Origin of the sequence: Amycolatopsis sp. NBC_01480 (assembly GCF_036227205.1) — a bacterium.
GTDB lineage: Bacteria > Actinomycetota > Actinomycetes > Mycobacteriales > Pseudonocardiaceae > Amycolatopsis.
In genome coordinates this window covers 8,824,364-8,843,570 of sequence record NZ_CP109442.1, presented here as the reverse complement: position 1 = coordinate 8,843,570, position 19,207 = coordinate 8,824,364, and the positions used below count along the sequence as shown (strand labels likewise).

General features: G+C 72.6%; 21 protein-coding genes and 1 pseudogene. 15 read left to right on the top strand and 7 right to left on the bottom strand.

Annotated features, from left to right (window positions below; all coding sequences use genetic code 11):
• Nucleotides 1-132 precede the first annotated feature (132 nt).
• From OG371_RS41250 to OG371_RS41240, 3 genes and pseudogenes are all read left to right on the top strand, one after another.
• Nucleotides 133-1,521 carry an IS1380 family transposase gene (locus tag OG371_RS41250; protein WP_329062161.1) on the top strand — a complete coding sequence of 463 codons (1,389 nt, stop codon included), beginning with the start codon at nucleotides 133-135 and terminating at the stop codon, nucleotides 1,519-1,521.
• A 301-nt stretch (nucleotides 1,522-1,822) separates the two neighbouring features.
• Entirely contained in the window at nucleotides 1,823-2,884 is a 1,062-nt protein-coding gene (locus OG371_RS41245) for a hypothetical protein (RefSeq protein WP_329062159.1), read from the top strand.
• Nucleotides 2,881-3,336 (top strand): annotated as a pseudogene (locus OG371_RS41240) (polysaccharide deacetylase family protein); the annotation flags it as partial. The gene OG371_RS41245 and the pseudogene OG371_RS41240, both read left to right, overlap by 4 nt.
• Nucleotides 3,337-3,492: 156 nt before the next feature.
• Here the strand turns inward: OG371_RS41240 and OG371_RS41235 are convergent.
• From OG371_RS41235 to OG371_RS41225, 3 genes are read right to left on the bottom strand one after another with little or no spacing between them, the layout of a single operon-like run.
• Nucleotides 3,493-4,497, bottom strand: coding sequence for a M56 family metallopeptidase (locus OG371_RS41235; protein WP_329062157.1), 1,005 nt, complete (start codon nucleotides 4,495-4,497; stop codon nucleotides 3,493-3,495).
• Nucleotides 4,498-4,501: 4 nt separating this feature from the next.
• On the bottom strand, nucleotides 4,502-4,861 hold the full coding sequence (locus tag OG371_RS41230; RefSeq protein ID WP_329062155.1) for a BlaI/MecI/CopY family transcriptional regulator: 360 nt from the start codon (nucleotides 4,859-4,861) through the stop codon (nucleotides 4,502-4,504).
• A 28-nt stretch (nucleotides 4,862-4,889) separates the two neighbouring features.
• Nucleotides 4,890-6,029 (bottom strand): phosphodiester glycosidase family protein, encoded by a 1,140-nt coding sequence (locus OG371_RS41225; RefSeq protein WP_329062152.1) that lies wholly within the window; start codon nucleotides 6,027-6,029, stop codon nucleotides 4,890-4,892.
• Nucleotides 6,030-6,220: 191 nt separating this feature from the next.
• On the opposite strand from OG371_RS41225, the gene OG371_RS41220 reads away from it, so the two are divergent.
• The 12 genes from OG371_RS41220 (at nucleotide 6,221) to OG371_RS41165 (ending at nucleotide 16,500) form a co-directional block, all read left to right on the top strand.
• On the top strand, nucleotides 6,221-6,913 hold the full coding sequence (locus OG371_RS41220) for a response regulator transcription factor (protein WP_329062150.1): 693 nt from the start codon (nucleotides 6,221-6,223) through the stop codon (nucleotides 6,911-6,913).
• A gap of 4 nt (nucleotides 6,914-6,917) precedes the next feature.
• Nucleotides 6,918-8,198 carry a sensor histidine kinase gene (locus OG371_RS41215; RefSeq protein ID WP_329062148.1) on the top strand — a complete coding sequence of 427 codons (1,281 nt, stop codon included), beginning with the start codon at nucleotides 6,918-6,920 and terminating at the stop codon, nucleotides 8,196-8,198.
• A 67-nt stretch (nucleotides 8,199-8,265) separates the two neighbouring features.
• Nucleotides 8,266-8,928: a DedA family protein gene (locus OG371_RS41210; RefSeq protein WP_442876041.1), complete on the top strand. Its 663-nt coding sequence runs from the start codon at nucleotides 8,266-8,268 to the stop codon at nucleotides 8,926-8,928.
• Complete coding sequence (locus OG371_RS41205; RefSeq protein WP_329062146.1) at nucleotides 8,928-9,488, top strand: phosphatase PAP2 family protein; 561 nt, start codon at nucleotides 8,928-8,930, stop codon at nucleotides 9,486-9,488. The genes OG371_RS41210 and OG371_RS41205 overlap by 1 nt, the downstream gene beginning before the upstream one ends.
• Nucleotides 9,485-9,895, top strand: coding sequence for a DUF1707 SHOCT-like domain-containing protein (locus OG371_RS41200; protein WP_329062145.1), 411 nt, complete (start codon nucleotides 9,485-9,487; stop codon nucleotides 9,893-9,895). The genes OG371_RS41205 and OG371_RS41200 overlap by 4 nt, the downstream gene beginning before the upstream one ends.
• Nucleotides 9,896-9,971: 76 nt before the next feature.
• A complete protein-coding gene (locus OG371_RS41195) occupies nucleotides 9,972-10,661 on the top strand; it encodes a response regulator transcription factor (protein ID WP_329062143.1) in 690 nt (229 codons plus the stop codon).
• Nucleotides 10,658-12,040 carry a HAMP domain-containing sensor histidine kinase gene (locus OG371_RS41190; RefSeq protein WP_329062141.1) on the top strand — a complete coding sequence of 461 codons (1,383 nt, stop codon included), beginning with the start codon at nucleotides 10,658-10,660 and terminating at the stop codon, nucleotides 12,038-12,040. Before OG371_RS41195 ends, OG371_RS41190 begins: the two co-directional genes overlap by 4 nt.
• A gap of 66 nt (nucleotides 12,041-12,106) precedes the next feature.
• The gene (locus OG371_RS41185; RefSeq protein WP_329062139.1) at nucleotides 12,107-13,510 is read left to right on the top strand and encodes a ferredoxin reductase family protein; all 1,404 of its coding nucleotides are present in this window, start codon (nucleotides 12,107-12,109) and stop codon (nucleotides 13,508-13,510) included.
• A 14-nt stretch (nucleotides 13,511-13,524) separates the two neighbouring features.
• The gene (locus OG371_RS41180; RefSeq protein WP_329062137.1) at nucleotides 13,525-14,013 is read left to right on the top strand and encodes an FMN-binding protein; all 489 of its coding nucleotides are present in this window, start codon (nucleotides 13,525-13,527) and stop codon (nucleotides 14,011-14,013) included.
• Nucleotides 14,010-14,744, top strand: coding sequence for an FAD:protein FMN transferase (locus tag OG371_RS41175; protein ID WP_329062135.1), 735 nt, complete (start codon nucleotides 14,010-14,012; stop codon nucleotides 14,742-14,744). Before OG371_RS41180 ends, OG371_RS41175 begins: the two co-directional genes overlap by 4 nt.
• Before the next feature lie 51 nt (nucleotides 14,745-14,795).
• Nucleotides 14,796-15,410, top strand: a complete 615-nt coding sequence (locus OG371_RS41170) for a hypothetical protein (protein ID WP_329062133.1) — start codon at nucleotides 14,796-14,798, stop codon at nucleotides 15,408-15,410.
• A 94-nt stretch (nucleotides 15,411-15,504) separates the two neighbouring features.
• A complete protein-coding gene (locus OG371_RS41165; RefSeq protein ID WP_329062131.1) occupies nucleotides 15,505-16,500 on the top strand; it encodes an RNA polymerase subunit sigma-70 in 996 nt (331 codons plus the stop codon).
• 6 nt (nucleotides 16,501-16,506) lie between these two features.
• Here OG371_RS41165 and OG371_RS41160 read toward each other — a convergent pair whose 3' ends face one another.
• From OG371_RS41160 to OG371_RS41145, 4 genes are all read right to left on the bottom strand, one after another.
• Entirely contained in the window at nucleotides 16,507-17,070 is a 564-nt protein-coding gene (locus tag OG371_RS41160; RefSeq protein ID WP_329062129.1) for a dihydrofolate reductase family protein, read from the bottom strand.
• An 87-nt stretch (nucleotides 17,071-17,157) separates the two neighbouring features.
• Nucleotides 17,158-17,886, bottom strand: a complete 729-nt coding sequence (locus tag OG371_RS41155) for a Clp protease N-terminal domain-containing protein (RefSeq protein ID WP_329062127.1) — start codon at nucleotides 17,884-17,886, stop codon at nucleotides 17,158-17,160.
• Nucleotides 17,883-18,104: an AsnC family protein gene (locus OG371_RS41150; RefSeq protein ID WP_329062125.1), complete on the bottom strand. Its 222-nt coding sequence runs from the start codon at nucleotides 18,102-18,104 to the stop codon at nucleotides 17,883-17,885. The genes OG371_RS41155 and OG371_RS41150 overlap by 4 nt, the downstream gene beginning before the upstream one ends.
• 58 nt (nucleotides 18,105-18,162) lie before the next feature.
• Complete coding sequence (locus OG371_RS41145) at nucleotides 18,163-19,203, bottom strand: ABC transporter substrate-binding protein (protein WP_329062123.1); 1,041 nt, start codon at nucleotides 19,201-19,203, stop codon at nucleotides 18,163-18,165.
• Between the last annotated feature and the right edge of the window lie 4 nt (nucleotides 19,204-19,207).

Sequence of the window (19,207 nt, the reverse complement as noted above, 5' to 3'; positions counted from 1 at the left end):
CTGGATCCACCGATGATCTTGGTGGTGGGTCGTGTCGTGGATGCGCAGATGCCCTCTGACTTGGGATGATTGTTCTTGCGACGGAACAAGAGTCCACGAGTGGGAGGGCATCTGCTGATGCGATCGTCTCATATGGCTGGCGCGTTGTCGGTGCGCTGTGATGATCCGGATCTCGTGTCGCAGGCTGGTGTGGTTCCGGTGATGCGGCTGGCCGAGCACGCCGGGCTGGCGGATGTGGCCGACGAGCTGCTGACCCTGGGTGGCACGAAAGGGTCGAACGCGGGGGCGAAGATCGCCTCGATCGTGGCGGGCATGGTCGCCGGCGCGGACTCGATCGACGATCTGGATGTGCTGCGCCACGGCGGGTTACCGGCCCTGTTCGGCGGGATCCGGGCGCCGTCGACGCTGGGCACGTTCCTGCGGCATTTCACGATCGGGCACGTGGCGCAGCTGGAGAGAACGGCCGGGCAGGTCCTGGCCCGTCTCGGTGAGCTGGCCCCGGGTGTGCTGCCGGTGCCGGAGGCGGCCGGGCGGCCGGTGTTCCTCGATCTGGACTCCAAGATCAGCCAGGTGTTCGGGCGGAGCAAAGAAGGCGCGGCGTTCGGCTATACCAAGGTCCGCGGGCTGAACTTCCTCGCCGCCACCCTCTCCGGCGGCCGGGACCGGAGCGCGCCGGTGATCACCGGCACCCGGTTGCGCGGCGGCAACGCCGACACCCGCCGCGGCGCGGCGTCGTTCCTGCGGCAGAACCTGACCACCGCGGCCCACGCCCTGGGGACAGGACAGAAACTGTGGGTGCGCATGGATTCCGGGTTCTACGTCGGGAAAGTCATCAAGACCGTCACCGACGCCGGGCACTGGTTCAGCGTCACCGCGCCGCAACGCCAACCGATCCGCGCCGCGATCGCCGCGATCCCCGAGACCGCCTGGACAACCATCACCTACGACCAACCGGTCCACGACGGCGAGACCGGGACACGGATCCACACCGCCGAGATCGCCCTCACCCGCTACACCGCGTTCACGAATCCCACCACCCAGCGCGGACAACGGATCACCGCCGACCTGGTCGTGCGCCGCACCCCCGCCCACACCCCAGAAGAGGCGCCGGGACTGTTCACCGCCTGGCGCTACCAGGCCATCTTCACCAACTATCCCGCCGGCCCGGCGGCCATCGAGGCCCACCACCGCGCCCGCGCCGGGGCCATCGAGCAGGTCTTCGCCGACCTGTCCGACGCCGCCCTCGCCCACTTCCCCTCCGGCCGCTTCGCTGCCAACGCCGCCTGGCTCACCCTCTCCGCCCTCACCCACAACCTCCTGCGCGCCGCAGGCCACCTCGCCTCCACCTTCCACGCCAAAGCCAGAACCGGCACCATCCGCCGCCACCTCATCCACCTCGCCTCCCACATCACCCGCACCCCCTCCGGCCAGATCGTGCTGCACCTGCCCCGCAACTGGCCCTGGGCAGCCCCCTTCACCACCCTGTTCACCAGCACCCACCCACCACCACACCCAGCCTGAACCCCACCCGCCCCACCCCGAAAACAGGGCCTGACCGGAAACCACACGTGGACGCGCTGGACCAGCCAGCACGACCCAGCACGCCCACACCCCAACCCAAGATCACCAACCCACACCAAGATCACCAACAAACTCATCGGTGGATCCAGGCTCAACGCACCCAATGTGGCATTCGGTGCGTTCAGCGCACCGAATGCCACATTGGGGCGGAACAGTGAACCCGCGTGAAAACTTACCGGGATCCCCGGATTTCCGGCCGCCCCGCTCGGCCGAACAATCTACAAGTATGTAGATTTACTGCGTGCCTGTAGACACTTCGGAAGGCGAGCGCATGGAGCGTGTGGTGATCGTGTCCGCCCGGGTCGGCGCCGGGCACGACGGTGCGGCCCGGGAGCTGGCGCGGCGGCTGGGGGAGCGGGGGATCCACGTCGGCCGGGTGGACTTCCTCGACCTGCTGCCGGGGCGGCTCGGGCGGGCGCTGTGCGGGGCCTACCACCGGCAGCTGGAGATCGCCCCGCGCAGCTGGGACTGGCTGCTCGGGGCCCTCGGCTCGCCGGCGCCCGCGGCGGCCGCCCGGCGCTTCTCGGCGCTGGCCGCGCCCGGCCTCGCGGAAGCGGCCGGGGACGCGCAGCTGGTGCTGTCCACCTATCCGCTCGCCACCCACGCCGCGGCCCGGCTGCGGGCGCGGGGGCGGCTCGGGCCGGCGCTGGTGGCGTACCTGACGGACCCGTCGGTGCACCGGCTCTGCGTCAGCCCGTGGGCCGATCTGACCATCGCCCCCAACGAAATCGCGGCCGAGCAGGCCCGGGCGTTCGGCGCGGTCCGCACGATGGTCACGCCGCCGCTCGTCGCGCCCGCGTTCCGGCCGGTCGCCGGCACCGCGGAACGAGCGCGGCTGCGGCTGGCGCACGGCCTCCCGGCGGACCGCGCGCTCGCGCTGGTGGTCTCCGGCTCCTGGGGCGTCGGCGAGGTCGAACGGACGGTCGCCGACCTGGCCGCCGACGGCACCGCCGAGCCGGTGGTCGTCTGCGGCCGCAACGACGCCCTGCGCGGCCGCCTGGAACGAGCCGGCCTCCGCCACGTGTTCGGCTGGGTGGACGGGATGGCGGACCTGATGCGCGCCTGCGACGTCGTGGTGCAGAACGCGGGCGGCCTCACCACCTCGGAGGCCCTGGCGACCGGGCTGCCGGTTTTCACCTACCGCTGCCTGCCGGGCCACGGCCGCGCCAACGCCGCCGTACTCGACCAGGACGGCACCGTCCCGTGGGTGCGCTCGCCGGACGGCCTCGGCGACGCGGTCCGGGCCGCGCTGACGACCGGAGCGGTGACGCCGGTGGTGCGGTCGGTGGAGGTGGCCGGATGATCCGTGCAGCGGCAGCAGCCGCGCTCCTCACGCACGCCGCACCGGCCGCGCTCTTCCTCCCGCCAGTGCGCGCCGCGCTGGCCCCAGGCCTCGCGGGCATCGGCGACCCCGGCCACGTCGCGCTGACCTTCGACGACGGCCCGCACCCCCGGTCCACCCCGCACTTCCTCAGGCTGCTGGCCCGGCACGACACCCGAGCCACGTTTTTCGTGCTGGGCCGCGAACTCGCGCGCAACCCCGACCTAGGGCGAGCGATCGTCGACGGCGGCCATGAGATCGCCGTGCACGCCTGGGATCACCGCTGTTTCCTGCGCCGAGGTCCGCGAGCCCTGTACGACGACCTGGCGCGCACCGTGGAGCTGACCACCCGCATCACCGGCGCGCGCCCGGCCTGGCTGAGAGCGCCCTACGGAGTGTTCTCGGCCGGATCCCTGCTCGCGGCACACAAGCTGGACCTGCGCCCGGTGCTGTGGACCGCCTGGGGCCGAGACTGGACCGCCCGCGCGACACCGTCCTCGGTCGCCGCAATCGTCCACAAGGGACTGAAACCCGGTGGCACGATCCTGCTGCACGACTCCGACGTCGCCGCCGCGGTCGGGTCCTGGCGCTCAGCGCTCGGCGCAGTCCCGGTGATCCTCGCGGATTGCCGTGAGCAGGGCCTGATCGTCGGTCCCCTGCGTGAGCACGGGCCGGCATTCCGCCCGCTGCGCGGATTCGATCCCGGCGTGCAGATCGGCCGCGGCCTGGAGGCTGGCGACCGCCGACCACGCGGAGCAGCCCAGCACGAAGGCCACCGCCAGCGCGGCGAGCGGGCCGCGGCCGGGCCGGGCTGACGGCTTGTCCAGCAGGGCGTGAACCCGTTGCGGCACCGGGCCGCTGGTCGCCGCGAGTGCGTACGCGGCCTCGTTCCGGCCCGCCAGCGCGGCTTTCGCGACCGCGGTCGCGACCAGGCGGCGGTCGCCGACCCGTGAGGCGGCGGCCTCGTCGGCCCAGCGCTCCATCGCGAAGCGCGCCGCAGTCCCGAGTGGACGGACGAAGGGGTTGAGCGCGCTGGCGAGAGTGGCGGCCGCCGCGTACACGGGGTGCCGAAGCCGTAGGTGTGCGCGCTCGTGAGCCAGCAGGGCGACGCGCTCGTCGGGACCCAGCACGGCGAGCATGCCGCTGGAGAGCGCGATCCGGCCGCCCCGGCCGGCGATGGCGAAGGCGATCGGCTCGGTGCCGGGCAGCACCACCACGCCGCCGTCGAGGGTCTGGCCGTCGAGTTCGGCGTGCACCCGCCGGTACCAGCGCCGGTACCGGATCGCCGCGCGGACCACCTCGGACGCGACGGCGGCCAGCAGCGCGCCACTCGCGATCGCGACCGGGATCGACACCGCGGTGGCCGCGCGGAACGCGGTGGGGGAGAACTCGCCGAGCTGCGCGATCAGCGGCAGCTGGGACAGCCCGGCCGCGGCCGCCACCAGCAGCGCCGCCGTGCTCCCGCCGGCGAGCACCAGCGCGATCACGGTGAACAGCCCGCTCGCGAACCGCGGGGCCACCCGGGGGGCCAGCCAGCGGGCGACCGGCCAGGAAGCCAGTGGCAGCAGCAGCGGCACGAGCAGGTCCGGTCCCATGCCGTCAGCCTTCCACCACATCGCGCCGCAGCAGTTCCAGCAGCGCCTGCTCGTCCCTGGCCGGCAGATTGGACACGAAACGGGCCAGCACGCTGTCGCGGTCGTCCTCGCTGTCGAGCACCGCGCGCATCCGCCGGGCGGCCAGCCCGGGCTCGTCGTCCACCGGGCTGTAGGTGAACGACCGGCCCTGCTTCTCCCGCGTGACCACGCCTTTCTCGTGCAGCCGCGAAAGGATCGTCACCACGGTGGTGTACGCGAGCGGGCCCTCGAGCTGCTGCCGCACCTGTTCGGCGGACGCCGGTTCATGGCGCTGCCACAGCACGGCCAGCACCTCGGCCTCCAGCTCTCCAGGTCCTCTGCGCATACCTGCGAATCTACACCGGTGTCATGGTTCACCCGGTGACCGGCGGCGGAAACCGCAAGGTCGTGGCGAAGAAGTCGCGCTGGTCGGCGCTGAGGTAGCGGTCCACCTGACCGGGCATGGCGGGCAGCAGCTTGTGCGGTGAGGAACCAGCGAGATCGGGCCGGTAGCTGTTGAAGGTGACCATCGGCGAGTGGATGTCGAGTTCCATGCCCTGCTGGATGCCCGCCTGCACCATGGCGGCGGCGAGCGTGTGCAGCGTCAGCCCGCCGCCGCCGACGAAGATCAGGTTGCCGTCGCGGTCGGTGCCCAGGCCCGAGCGCCAGGTGTACTGGAACTGGTTGGACGCGCTGCCCCAGTGCCCGGCCGGGTTCAGGTCGAGGCCCGGCACCGGGGCGCCGTGGTCGATCACCAGGTCCAGGTTCTGCCGCACGGCGGCGATGTGCGGGCCCATGGTGGCGTCGCGTCCCCACTGCGCCACCGAAACGCGGCCGGTGTCGTCGATCACGGCCGACGCCACGCCGTCACGAAGCGGGGCGACGGTGGTGCCGTCGAGGTAATAGCCGCACTGGCAGTCCTTGAGCTTGAAGCCCGAGTTGAACGCCGCGACGAGCGTGCCGCGCAGCGAGTCCGGGATCGCCGCCGGGCCGGGGCCGCCGGGGTCTTTCGTGCCGGAGAACAGCCGGGTGCGCACCAGGGATTGGTTCAGCCACGCGACTCCGGCGACCACGCTGGCGTGCGCCGGGTCCGGCTGCACGAAAGTGGTGTACTCGGCGACCTGGGTGCCGGTATGCGCGCCGGCCGTCCACACGCCTTCGCCCGCGGGGGCGAACCGGCCCACCGGGAGGTCCGGCGGCCGGAGCCCGGCCGTGGCCCCGGCACTGCTGCCCGCCGGCGGCAGTTCGCGCGCCGGGGGCGGGGCGGTCGACGGCGGATGCCGGGTGTACCACCAGTTTTCCACCGTGTTGACCAAGCCGCCGAGGCCGAGGTCCCGCAGCCAGTCGACCGTCCGGACGGCGAAGCTCGCGTCGCCGGGATAGGTGAGCGCATAACCGTACGTCCCCGCCGGGTAACACAGCAGGGCCGCGATCAGCAGCACCGCGATCCGGCGGCGGCGACGGGGCTTCGGGCGCGGACTGACCGTAGGCGGGACGAGGTGATCGACGGACATGACCGAAAGTTATTCCGGGCCTGGTGCACGCCCGGAAAAGTCGAGGTTAGAGCCGGGGAAAAACGCATTCCAGCCCGGAAATGCGGTGACGGCGGTGAGAATGCGGGTGATTTCCGGTTAGCGGAAGGCAAAATGATCGCGGCCGGCCAGGGGCAACGGCGAATCCGGCAAACGGCGGATAGTCTCGGGGCATGGCCCGAGTCCTCCTCGTCGAAGACGACCGCACCATCGGCGGTGTCCTGCAAACGAGCCTCACCCAGCACGGGCACGAGGTCGCCTGGTTCACCGAGGGCCGCGCGGCGCTGCGTGACGCCGGGGAGCGGCCGTGCGAGCTGGTGCTGCTGGACCTCGGCCTGCCGGACCTGGACGGCGCCGAGGTGTGCCGCGAGCTGCGCGGCCTCCAGCCCGCCTGCGTGATCGTCATGCTCACCGCGCGCGGCGACGAAATGGACGTGGTCGTGGGCCTCGAAGCCGGCGCGGACGACTACCTCGTGAAGCCGGTGCCGCTCGGTGAGCTGCACGCCCGCCTGCGCGCCCACCTGCGCCGCCATTCGGTCGCCCGCGGGCCCGCGGAGGTCAGCCTCGGCCGGCTGCGGATCGACTCGGCCGCGCGACGGGTCACTGTGGACGGTGCCGAGGTGAGCCTGCGGGCGAAGGAATTCGAGCTGCTGCAACGGCTCGCGGCCGAATCGGGCACCGCGGTCAGCCGGGAGACGCTGATGGCCGACGTGTGGGACGCGCACTGGTTCGGCTCCACCAAGACCCTGGACGTGCACATCGCCGCGCTGCGCCGCAAGCTCGCCGAAGCGGGCGGCGCGGGCCCGATGCCGGAGATCGCCACGCTGCGGCGGCACGGTTACCGCCTCGAGGCCCCGGAGGACTGAACGGGTGCGCCGCCGCATCGTCGCGACCACCCTGCTCGCCGCGCTGGTCGCGATCGGCCTGTTCGGCATCCCGCTGGCCGTCGCCGTCTCGCAGTACTACGTGACCGCGGAGCGCGCGGAACTTGAGCGCGCCGCGGACGGGTACGCGCTCGAAGTCTCCGCCGACATCCTGCGCCACCGCGCCCCGGACCAGGTGCCGGCGACCGAGGACCCCACGTTCGTCGCCGTCTACACCCCGGCGGGCGCGCAGCTGGCCGGGGCCGGTCCGCAGACGCTCGACAACGCGGACGACGCGGTGCGGGCGGGCGGAGTCGTGGTCGCGGACACGGGCGACGAACTCGTGGTGCTCGTGCCGATCAGCGACGACGGGACGGTGGTGGCGCTGGTGCGGGCCGCCACCGCGCGGACCGAGGTGTTCCAGCGCACGGTGCTCACCTGGCTGGGCATGGCCGGACTCGCCGCGGTCGCGCTGCTGTCGGCGTACGTCGTCGCCCGGCGTCAGGCCCGGCGGCTGGCCCGCCCGCTGGAACGGCTGTCCGCGACCGCCCGCGACCTCGGCGACGGTGATTTCTCCATCCGGGCCGGGCGCGCCGGGATCCCGGAGATCGATTCGGTCGGCGAGTCCCTCGACTCGACGGCGGTGCGGCTGGACGACCTGCTGGCCCGCGAGCGCGCGTTCTCGGCCGACGCTTCGCACCAGCTGCGGACGCCGCTCGCCGGTCTGCGCCTGCAACTGGAAGCGGCGCTGGAGGACCCGGAAACCGATCTGCGCGAGGTGGTCCTGGCCGGGATCGGCACCACGGGCCGGCTCGACCGGACCGTCACCGATCTGCTCGCGCTGGCCCGCGACACCCCGCCGGTCCGGGACGCCGCCGCCGTCGGCGAAGAGCTGGCCGCCATCGAGCAGGAGTGGGCCCCGGCGTTCGCCGGCCGTGGCCGCAGCCTCGTGCTGACGGTCGAGCCCGCGGTCGCGGACGCCCGGCTGTCCGGCCCGGTGCTGCGGCAGATCATGACGGTGCTGCTGGACAACGCGGCGCGCCACGGCGGCGGCACGGTGACCATCACGGTCCGCGACGCGGGCGGCGCCCTCGCGGTCGACGTCGGCGACGAGGGTGAAGGCGTCGAGAGCGGCACCGATGTGTTCAGCCGGCGCTCGCCGGGCGCGCACGGGACCGGGATCGGGCTGGCGCTGGCGCGGCGGCTCGCCGAGGCCGAGGGCGGCCGGCTGCGGCTGGGCCGGCTCCGGCCCGCCGTTTTCACCCTGCTGCTGCCGCTGGAGCAGTGAACCGGCCTACTTCTACATTGGTGTAGAATTTCTACATCAACGTAGAAGCAAGCTGGAGGAGTGGTCCGTGGGGTTCGCTGTGCATGCCGCTGTCGCGGTGCGGGAGTCGCTGGGCGGCAGCCTGCTCGACCCGAAGTCGCTGCTCGCCACGTTCGGGCCCCTCGGGGTGTTCGTGGTGATGTTCGCCGAAACCGGGCTGCTGATCGGGTTCTTCCTGCCCGGCGACTCGCTGTTGTTCACCGCGGGCGTGCTCGCGGCGACCGGCGCGGGCTCGGCGCTGCACGTGTCGTTGCCGGCGGTGATCGTCGCGGCGGCGGTGGGGGCGGTCGCGGGCGCCCAGGTCGGCTTCCTGCTCGGCCGGCGCGGTGGCAGCGCGGTGCTCTCGCGGGTGAAGAACCGTCATGTGCACGAAGGCGTCGCGCGTGGTTCGGCGATGCTTTCCCGTTACGGCTATGGGAAAGCCGTGGTGCTGGCCCGGTTCATCCCGGTGGTGCGGACCGTGCTGAATCCGCTGGTGGGCGTCACCGGGATGCCCGCGCGGCAGTTCGCGCTGTGGCAGCTGCTCGGCGGTCTCTTGTGGACGGTCGGGGTGACGCTGGCCGGCTACGCGCTCGGCGCCTCGGTGCCGAACATCGACAGCTACCTGCTGCCGATCATCGCCGTGGTGGTGCTGGTCTCGCTGAGCCCGCTCGTCGTCGAGGTGATCCGGGCCCGTCGAGGGCGGGCCTGATGTTCTTCGATGCCGGGCTGTACAAGGACGTCACCGATTTCGCGGGGTCGGTCGGCTGGCTGGCAGGCCCCGTGGTGGCGTTCAGCGAGTACGGGGTTTTCCTGATCGTGCCGGTGATCCTTGCGCTGATCTGGCGGGCGCGCAGCCGCGGTCCGGCCGAGCTGGCCGCGGCGCTGTGGGTGCCGGTCGCGGTCGCGGTGGCGCTGGCGTTGGACACGCTGCTGAAGTCGGCCTTCGCCGAGGTGCGCCCGTGCCGGGTGGTCGCCGGGGTGCACACCCTGCTCCCGTGTGACGCGCCGACGGACTACGCGTTTCCCAGCAACCACACGGTGATCGTGGCCGCGTTCGCCGGCGCGATGCTGCTGGTGAACCGGCGCTGGGGCTGGTGGTCGGCCGGTTTCGCGGTGCTGGTGGGGATTTCGCGGGTGTACATCGGCGCGCACTACCCGCACGACGTCGTGGCGGGCTTCGTGATCGGGCTCGCGGTGGGGCTGCTCGGCCTCGCCGTGGTCCCGCGGCTCGCCCGAGCCCGATTACTGCTGATGCGGAGGGAACCATGACATCGGACGATCCCGTGACCGGGTCCGCGACTTCGGCCGTGCGCTGCTCGGACGCCGAACGCGAGCGGACCGCCGCGGCGCTGCACCAGGCCGTCGGCGAAGGACGGCTGTCCCTGTCCGAAGTCGAGGAGCGGACCACGGCGATCTACGCCGCCCGGTACCGCCACGAACTCGACGCCGTCGTCGCCGATCTGCCGGCCCCCGAGCCGGCCGCCGCCACCGGCTGGCGCCCGGTGCTCACCGGGCTGGGCCACCAGGTCACCGCGGAGCTGATGTCCCTCACCTCGGCCCGCCGGCGAGCGCTGCTGATCGCGCTCGTGGTGCTCGCCGTCGTCGCCGGGCTGATGCTCGCGGTGCACGGGATCACCGACGAGGGACACGGCCCCGACTCCTTCGGTCACGACTGATCAGCGGCTGACCGGCCTGGCCGCCAAGGGAAACGCCGAAGTGCCGTACCCCGGCGCGATCGGACATGATGGCCGCATGCCGCACCGCGTACTGCTCGCCGACGACGACCGTGCCATCCGGGAGTCGCTGGTGCGCGCGCTGGAGCTGGAGGGCTACCGGGTCACCGAGGTGACCGACGGGGTCGCGGCGCTGGCGACCGCCCGCCGGGAGGAGTTCGACGTGCTGATCATCGACGTGATGATGCCGGGCGTGGACGGGCTCGGCGTGTGCCGGGTGCTGCGCGCGGACGGCGACCCGACCCCGGTCCTGATGCTCACTGCGCGAGTCGAGACGGCCGACCGGGTGGCCGGGCTGGACGCGGGCGCGGACGACTACCTGCCGAAGCCGTTCGAGCTGGACGAACTGCTCGCGCGATTGCGCGCGCTGCTGCGCCGCGGTGTGCCGGACCCGGGCGGGGCGGCCCAGCGCGTGCTCCGGCTGGGGGAGCTGGCGGTGGACCCGGGCGCGCGGCAGGTGTGGTGGCAGGGCGGCGAGATCCCGTTGTCCAAGACCGAATTCGACCTGCTGGAGCTGCTGGTCCGCAATGCCGGGATCGTGCTCGACCGCGCCACCATCTACCAGCGGATCTGGGGTTACGAGTTCGGGCCGGAGTCGAAGAACCTGGCCGTCTACATCGGATACCTGCGCCGGAAGCTGGAGAAGGCCGGTGCGGACGGCCTGATCCACACCGTCCGCGGCGTCGGCTACTCGGTGCGGCCGGCGTGAACCTGCGCAGCAAGCTGGCCGTCGCGTTCGCGGGCGTCGGCGCGGCGTCGGCGATCCTGGTCGGCGCGTTCAGTTACCAGACCGCGTCGGGGCGGGTCAGCGAAGAGCTGGACCGCTCCCTGCTGGCCTCGTCCTCGGAGATCGCCGCGGGGGCGACGCAGCTGCTGGCGCCCAATCCGCTCACCCGCGGCCCGGACGACAACGACCACGACGAGGCCCAGCCCATGGTGGCGCAGGCGATCGCGCCGGACGGCTCGGTCCGGCCGATCGGCGGCCGCCCGGTCCGGCTGGCGGTCGACGGCGAGGACCGGGCGCTGGCGGCGACCGGGACCCCGGGCAGCCGCCGCTACGAGGACCTGACGGTGCCGCCGGACGACTACCGGGTGATCGTCGTCGCGCTCGGGCCGGGCCGGGGCGCGATCCAGCTCGGCATCGACGTCGACGAGACCCGGCACGTGCTCCAGGACCTCGCCATGCGGATCGCCGGCGCCAGCGTTGTCGTCCTGCTCGCGGCCGCGCTGGCCGGCTGGCTCATCGCCCGCCAGATCACCCGCCGGCTGGTCCGGCTGACCCGGGTGACCGAGCAGGTCAGCGCCGGACGGCGGCTCGACGCCACGGTGCCGACCGGCGGCCGGGACGAGGTCGCGCGGCTGGCCGCCTCGTTCGACCGCATGCTCGGCCGGCTGGCGAGCGCCCGCGAGGACCAGGAGCGGCTGGTGCAGGACGTCGCGCACGAGCTGCGCACGCCGTTGACCAGCCTGCGCACCAACGCCAGCGTGCTGCGCCGGTTCGACGAGCTGCCCGCCCCCGCGCGGGGCCGGCTCGTGGACGATGTGGACGGTGAGACGCGCGAGCTGGCCCACCTGGTGGACGAGCTGGTCGAACTCGCCACCCGCCGGCACGACGAGGAGGAGGCCGCGCCGGTCGAGCTGGGCGCGGTCGCCGAGCGCGCGGCGGAACGGGTGCGCCGCCGCTCGGGCCGGACCGTGGTCGTCGACGCGGACGGCACCACGGTGAACGGCCGGGCCAAGGGCCTCGAACGGGCCGTGTCCAACCTGCTCGAGAACGCGGTCAAGTTCGACGCCGGGACCGGGCCGCTGCGGGTGGAAGTGCGCGACGGCCGGCTGGAGGTGCTCGACCGCGGCCCGGGCATCGCCGACAAGGACGCCGAGCGCGTCTTCGACCGGTTTTACCGCGCGGACGGCGCTCGCGGGCTGCCGGGATCGGGGCTCGGCCTGGCGATCGTCCGCGAGGTCGCGCGCACGCACGGTGGCGAGGTGTTCGCCGGGCCGCGCCCGGGCGGCGGCGCGGTGGTCGGGTTCACCATCGGCGCCGAGGTTCTCTTACCGCATTCACAACTTGATCACGCCGGGGACTAACCGGGCTCGGCCAGTGTGGTGGCGACGCCTCGGATCGAGGAGCGCTGCCTCACCACCGGGAGACCGATGTCCGCCACCACCCTGCCGCTCCGCCGGCCGCCGCTGTCCCGCCGGCCCGCGCCGGTCCGCCGGTGGTGGCGCGACGCCGCCGGGCTGACCGCCTGGCTGAGCCTGCTGTTCGTGGTGGCCCTGTGGGTTTCGGGCCGGGGCCTGCAGCAGCTGTCCGGCTTGGCCGGCCTGCTGACCTCGACCGGACGGCTCACCGGGCTGGTGGCCGCGGACCTGCTGCTGGTCCAGCTCCTGCTGATGGCGCGCATCCCCTGGGTGGAGCGCAGCTACGGCCAGGACGAGTTGGCCCGCCGGCACCGGCTGGTCGGCTTCACCTCGTTCACCCTGACGCTGGCGCACATCGCGCTGATCAGCCTCGGCTACGCGGCGACCGACCGGTCCGGGCTGGTGGCCGAGGTCTGGGACCTGGTGACCACCTATCCGGGCATGCTGCTCGCGGCCGCCGGCACCGCCGCGCTCGTGCTCGTCGCCATGACCTCGATCAAGGCGGCGCGGCGGCGGCTGCGGTACGAGTCGTGGCACCTGCTGCACCTCTACGCCTACCTGGGCGCCGGGCTGGCCCTGCCGCACCAGCTCTGGACGGGCGCCGACTTCACCGCCTCGCCGGTGGCGACGGTGTTCTGGTGGGGCGCGTACGCCGCGGCGGCCGGCGCGGTGCTGGTGTTCCGGATCGGGCTTCCCTTGTGGCGCAACGGATACCACCAGCTGGTCGTGGACAGGGTCGTGCCCGAGGGCGACGGCGCGGTGTCGGTCTGGCTGCGCGGCCGCGCGCTCGATCGGCTGCCGGTGGCGGCCGGCCAGTTCTTCGTCTGGCGGTTCCGGGACGGCCCCGGCTGGACACGCGGCAACCCGTTCTCGCTCTCGGCCGCGCCCGACGGCCGCCGCCTGCGCATCACGGCCAAGGACCTCGGTGAGGGCAGCGCGCGGCTGGCGACGCTGCCCGTCGGCACCCGGGCGCTGTTCGAAGGCCCGTACGGCCGGCTCACCTCGTCCGTCCGAAGTGGACCCAAGGTGGCGATGTTCGCCTCGGGCATCGGGATCACACCGCTGCGGGCGCTGCTGGAGGAAATGCGGTACCGCCCCGGCGAAGCGGTGCTGCTCTACCGCGCGAGCACCCAGGCGCAGCTGCTGTTCCGGCACGAGCTGGAGGCCCTCGCCGCGCGTCGCGGGGTGCGGGTGCACTACCTGCCGGGACGGCGGGCGCGCGACCGGGACTCCTGGCTGCCCGACCGGTACGCGGCGGTCCCGGACGACGTCGTCCTGCGGCATCTCGTGCCCGACATCGCCGAGCACGACGTGTTCGTGTGCGGCCCCGCCCGCTGGACCGAGGCGGTGATCGGCTCCGCGCGCCGGGCCGGCGTCGCGGCCGGGCGGATCCACTTCGAACGCTTCGGCTGGTAGGGGAGAAGGCTTCCATGCGCAGAATCGCCATCGCGGTCGCGGCGACCGTGTCGATCGTCGTGCTGCTGTTCAGCTATCACACCAGCACCGACTCCGGGGGGCTGCCGGTGGCCGTGGGCCAGCCCCGGCCGGTGGTCCGGACCGCCGCGCCCAGCTCCCCGGCCGCGCCGTCCACGGGGCCGTCCTCGGGGGCGTCTCCCGCGCCGTCTTCCGGTTCTTCCGGCGCGAGCGGGACTTTCACCGGCGACCCCGCCGACACCCAGTACGGCCCGGTGCAGGTGCAGATCACCGTGTCCGGCGGGCGGATCACCGCGGCCCAGACCCTGCAGGTCCCCCAGGAGAGCAACCGGGACGTGCGGATCAACTCCGCCGCCGTGCCGATCCTGAACCAGGAGGCGCTGACCGCGCAGAGCGCGCAGATCGACACCGTCAGCGGTGCCACCTACACCTCCGAGGGGTACGCGCAGTCCTTGCAGTCGGCGATCGACGCGGCCCACCGGTGACGGCTGCCGCGATCGAGCGCCGCTCCTGGGTGCTGCCGGTGATGGGCCTGGCGGTCAGCCTGCACGTCCGCGGCGAAGGGGCCAGGTCGGCTCCCGCGGTCCGGCGCGCGGTGCCGGTGGTGTTCGGGCGGCTGCGGTTCGCGGACCGGATGTTCAGCCCGTACCGCGAGGACAGCGAGGTCAGCCGGATCCGGCGGGGCGAGAGTCCGTCGGGGCATCCCTGGGTGACCGAGGTGCTCGCGTTGTGCGAGCTGGCCCGTGAGCGGACCGACGGCTACTTCGACGCCCGTCTGCCGGGCGGCTTCGACCCGTCCGGGCTGGTGAAGGGCTGGGCCGTCGAACAGTCCATAACCGCGCTGGCGGACCTCGAGGGTTTCGACTACTGCCTGAACGCGGGCGGTGACATCGTGGCGGCGGTCCGCTCGGCCGCTTCGCCCGCGTGGCGGGTGGGCGTCGAGGACCCGCGGGACCGCTCGCGTCTCGTCGCGGTGCGCGAGGTCAGGAGCGGCGGCGTGGCCACGTCGGGCAGCGCCGCGCGCGGAGCGCACATCGTCGACCCGCACACCGGCGCCCGGCCGGACGCCCTGCTTTCGGTCACGGTGACCGGCCCGAGCCTGCTGTGGGCCGACGTCTTCGCCACGGCCGCGTTCGCGCGCGGCGGCGACGTCGAGAGCTGGGTGCGGGCGAGCGCGCCCGGTTACGAGGCCTTCGCCGTCGGGCCTGATCCCTGACGCGTTTCCGGCCCGGCCTGTCACCCGAAACCCTGACTCCAGAAGGACTTCATGACCACCCTGAACGGTTTGCCCGCCCACGTCCTGCTCGTGCACGCGATCGTCGTCCTGCTGCCGCTGGCGTCGCTGCTGCTGGTGCTGAGCGCGCTCTGGCCCGCGGCCCGCCGGAAGCTCGCCGGCCCGAACGCGCTGTTGTCCGTGCTGGTCCTCATTCTGGTCCCGATCACCACCGACGCGGGGGACTGGCTGGAGCACCGGGTGGCGTCCACCCCGCTCGTCCGCGCGCACACCGACCTCGGGGACACCGCGCTGTTCGTCGCGATCCCGGTGGCGGTGCTCGCGCTGATCGTGTGGTGGCGGCAGCGGGAATTCGTCCGGACTGCCGCTGCCGACGCGGTGCCGGCTGACGCCGCGCCTGAGGAGGCCGTGCCGGTCGGCGCCGCGTCGGACGGGCCCGGTGCGGCGAAGCTCGCGACCCGGCCCGCCCTGACCCGCCGGGCTTTCCTGGCCCCGGCGTCCACTGTGGTCACTGTCGTGGTGGCGGTGCTGTCGGTCGTCGCCGCGGGCGCGGCGGTCTACGACATCTACCGGATCGGCGACTCCGGGGCGCAGGCGAGCTGGCAGGGCCAGTTCAGCCCGACGCCCGCACCGGGCGGCCACGGCTGATCCCGGCCCGCGCCGGCGGTCTCACCGATCAGGAATCCTCCGCCGCGTCGCCGGTTCTGGCAGCCCCCTGGCACCGGTGGAAGGATGACCGGCCATGACCGACGTGAGACCGCTGGGCGCCGACGAGGAGACGTTCCTCGCGGCGGTCCGCGCCGGTGATCCGGCGCGGTTCGCGCTGGTCACCGAGCGCCACCGGCGGGCGCTGCAGGTGCACTGCTACCGGATGCTCGCGAACTACGAGGACGCCCAGGACCTGACGCAGGAGACGTTCCTGCGGGCGTGGCACAAGCGGGAGTCGTTCCAGGCCCAGGCCGCGCTGCGGACCTGGCTGTACCGGATCGCGACCAACGCCTGCCTCGACTTCCTGGACAAGCGCAACGACCGCACGCCGGTGCCGGCCGCGCTGTCCGAGCTGCCGTACCTGCAGCCGTACCCGGACCGGATGCTGCCCGAGGACCCGCAGGATTCGGTGGTGGCGCGGGAGACGATCGAGCTGGCGTTCATCGTCGCCGTCCAGCACCTGCCGCCGCGGCAGCGGGCGGTGCTCATCCTGCGCGACGTCCTCGGGTGGCCGGCGTCGAAGGCCGCCGATGCCCTCGAGCTGACCGTCGCAGCGGTCACCAGCGCGCTGCAGCGGGCGCGGGTGACGATGCGCGAGCAGCTGCCCGGCCGCCGCCTCGACTGGCGCAGCCCGGCCACCCGCGAGCTGTCGAACGACGAGCGCGAAGTGGTGAAGTCCTACATGGACGCCCATGAGCGCAACGACCTCGACGGCCTGATGTCCTTGCTGCGCGAGGACTTGCGGTTCGCGATGCTGCCGGATCCGGGCACCGTGCTCCGGACGGCCAAGGACGCGGTGGACGGCTGGGTCTCCGGCGGGCTCTTCCAGCGCGGCCTCGACGACTGGCGCTGCGTCGCCACGACGGTCAACCGCATGCCCGCCGCCGTGCTGTACCTGCGCACCCCGGACAACCCGCAGCACCGGTTGCTGAACCTCGCGGTGTTGCACATCGCCGACGGGAAGATCGCCGAGCTGACCGGATTCGACGTCACCGACAAACCTTGGCTGGAGCTGCCCCCGACGCTGTGAGCACCCTCATCGCCTGGTCTCGTAGCGGGTCAGCACCACGCCGCCGGGAAACGTCCGCGTCTCCACCAGATTCAGGTTCACCCAGCTGTCCAGCGCGGTGAAGAACGGCGTGCCGGCGCCCACCAGGACCGGGTGGGTGGCCAGGGCGTACTCGTCGATCAGCCCGGCCCGCATGGCCGCCCCGGCGAGTCTCGCGCCGCCGATGCCCATCGGGCCGCCGTCTTCGGCCTTGAGCCGGGTGATCTCGGCGACCGCGTCGCCGGTGACCAGGCGCGCGTTCCCGTCGACCTGCTCGATCTTCGAGGAGAACACCACCTTCGGCGTGTCCCGCCAGTTCCGCGCGAACTCGATGTGCGCCGGGGTGGCGCCGGGCTGCCGGTCGCCGGTCGGCCAGTAGGAGCTCATCGTCTCCCACAGCTTGCGCCCGTACAGCGACAGCTCGTTCGCCAGCTCCTGCTCGAGCCACCAGCCGAACAGCTCGTCGCTCGGCCCGCTCCAGCCGATGTCGTCCCCGGGCGCGGCGATGTAGCCGTCCAGGCTGAGGTTCATGCCGAAGATCAGTTTCCGCATCGTGCCTGCCTCATCGTGCGTCGATGTCAGAAGTACAGACGGGCGCGGTGCGGAAAACTGATCGGTGCTCCTGAGCCGGATCGCGCCTCAGCCGGCCTGCCGGTAGCGGTCCAGGATCGCGGTGCGCAGCAAGGGGCCGGAAGTGCCGAGGGCCAGCAGGACCGAAGGGACCAGGCCGCCGTTCGTCCGGATCAGGCCGAGCACGAGGTGCTCGACGCCGATGTGCTGCTCGTGGCGGGCCTTGGCTTCGCGGACGGTCAGCTCCAAGCACTTCTTGGCCCGCGTGGTGAACGGCAGGTGTGTGCGGGTGGCCGCGCCCGGGGCGTGGTAGCGGCCGGTCGCCGGCGGAATCGGTGCGGGGAGGGCCCGGCCGCGGTGCGCGGTGAGGGCCAGGCGACGGCGCTGGGCCCAGCGCCGCAAGCCGGGCGGGATCGCGCGGCGGGGGTTGAGCCGGGACGGGCGCGGCTGCGGATGCAGGGTTTCGGCGGCCCGGGTCAGTACTTCGGGGCTGAACGCCGCCTCGATCCGGGCGCGCACGGCGTCGAGGTCGATGCCGATGGCTGCCAGTGCGTCCTGGTCGAGATCGCTGAACAGGCCGGTTCCGCCGCCGAGCCCGCCTCGGCGGACGATTTCCTCCTCGACCCGGTCCGGCGTGATCCCGTTGTCCCGCAACACAACGCCGACCGGCCCGCCGGCGGACGCGACCGACAGCAGCAGGTGCTCGGGGCCGACGTAACGGTGCCCGAGCCGGCCGGCGTGCTGCTGTGCCTGCACCACCACAGTCCGGGCTTCGGGGGTGAAGAGCTCGAACATCATCGCCCCCCGAGCCGGCGGCCGTACTTGCGGTGCACGGTCTGCTTGGTGACGCCGAGCCGCTCGGCGATGTCCTGCCAGGACCAGCCCAGCTTCCGCGCGTTCTCGACCTGGAGGACTTCGAGCCGTTCGCTGAGTGAGCGCAGAGCGGCCACCGCGCGCAACCCCACATCGGGGTCGTCGCTGGTGGCGCTCTCGGCGATCTGCACAGTGGGTTCCATGCCTGTCAGCATATGCTGACGGAGGACGGTCGTCAACATATGCTGACAGACATGGGGGTCACTTGGCGGCTTGCACGAACTTGTCCGTGTAGGTCTTGGTCAGGTCGATGGCCTTGCCCTTCACGTCGGGGTTGAAGGCCTGCAGCACCTTCAGATCGGTCGGCGGTCCGCTGGGCGGCATGATCCCGGTCGGGTTGTAGATGCCCTTCTCGTTGTCGAAAGCCTTGGCATACGCGGCTTTCCCGGGGCCGGCGTAGTAGTCCGCGGGCATGATGTCGGCGAGCTGCGTGCCGTTGTGGCCCTGGATCCACTTGAGGGTCGCGACGTAGGCGTTCACGAGCTTCTGCACGATGTCCGCGTGCTCGTTCACGAATTTGGTGCTCATGTACAGCGAGGTCGCGGGGTACTCGCCGCCCAGCTGCTGCGCAGTGCCCGCCGCGGTGCGCATGTCGAGCAGGATGTAGGCCGAGCCCGTGGCCAGCAGGGTGGAGACCGTCGGCTCGGTGGTCATCGCGCAGTCGACGTTGCCGTGCTGCATCGCGCCGATCAGCGTCGAGCCGGACTGCACGCCGATGCGGTGGATGCTCGCCGGGTTGACGCCGTTCTTCTGCGCGAGGAACTGGGTGAGGAAGTCGGTGGACGAGCCGATGTCGGTGATGCCGAGGTTCTTCCCGCTCCAGTCGGCCGGCGACTTGATCTTGTCCTTCAGGTCGTTGCGGCACAGCTCGACCTCGCCGGGCGTGGTCAGCATGGAGACCACCGATTCCATGGACTGGCCCAGGCCCTGCATGGCGATGGTGTGGTCGTAGAAGCCGCCGACGCCGTCGACCTTGCCCGCGACCATGTTCGTGGTCGCGTCGACGCCCGCGCCCTCGTCCTGGAGGGTGACGTTGAGGCCCTGCTGCTGGTAGTAGCCGAGCCGCTGGGCGAGCATGAACGGCAGGTAGATCTGCTTGTTCAGGCCGCCGACCATGATGCTGACCGGCGTGCCGGAGCCGCCGGAGCTGCTGGTGCCCCCGGACTGGCTCGCGGTCGAGGCGCAGCCGGACAGGCTGAGCGCGGCGGCGGCCGCGAGGGCGACCCACATCTTCTTCGACACAGGT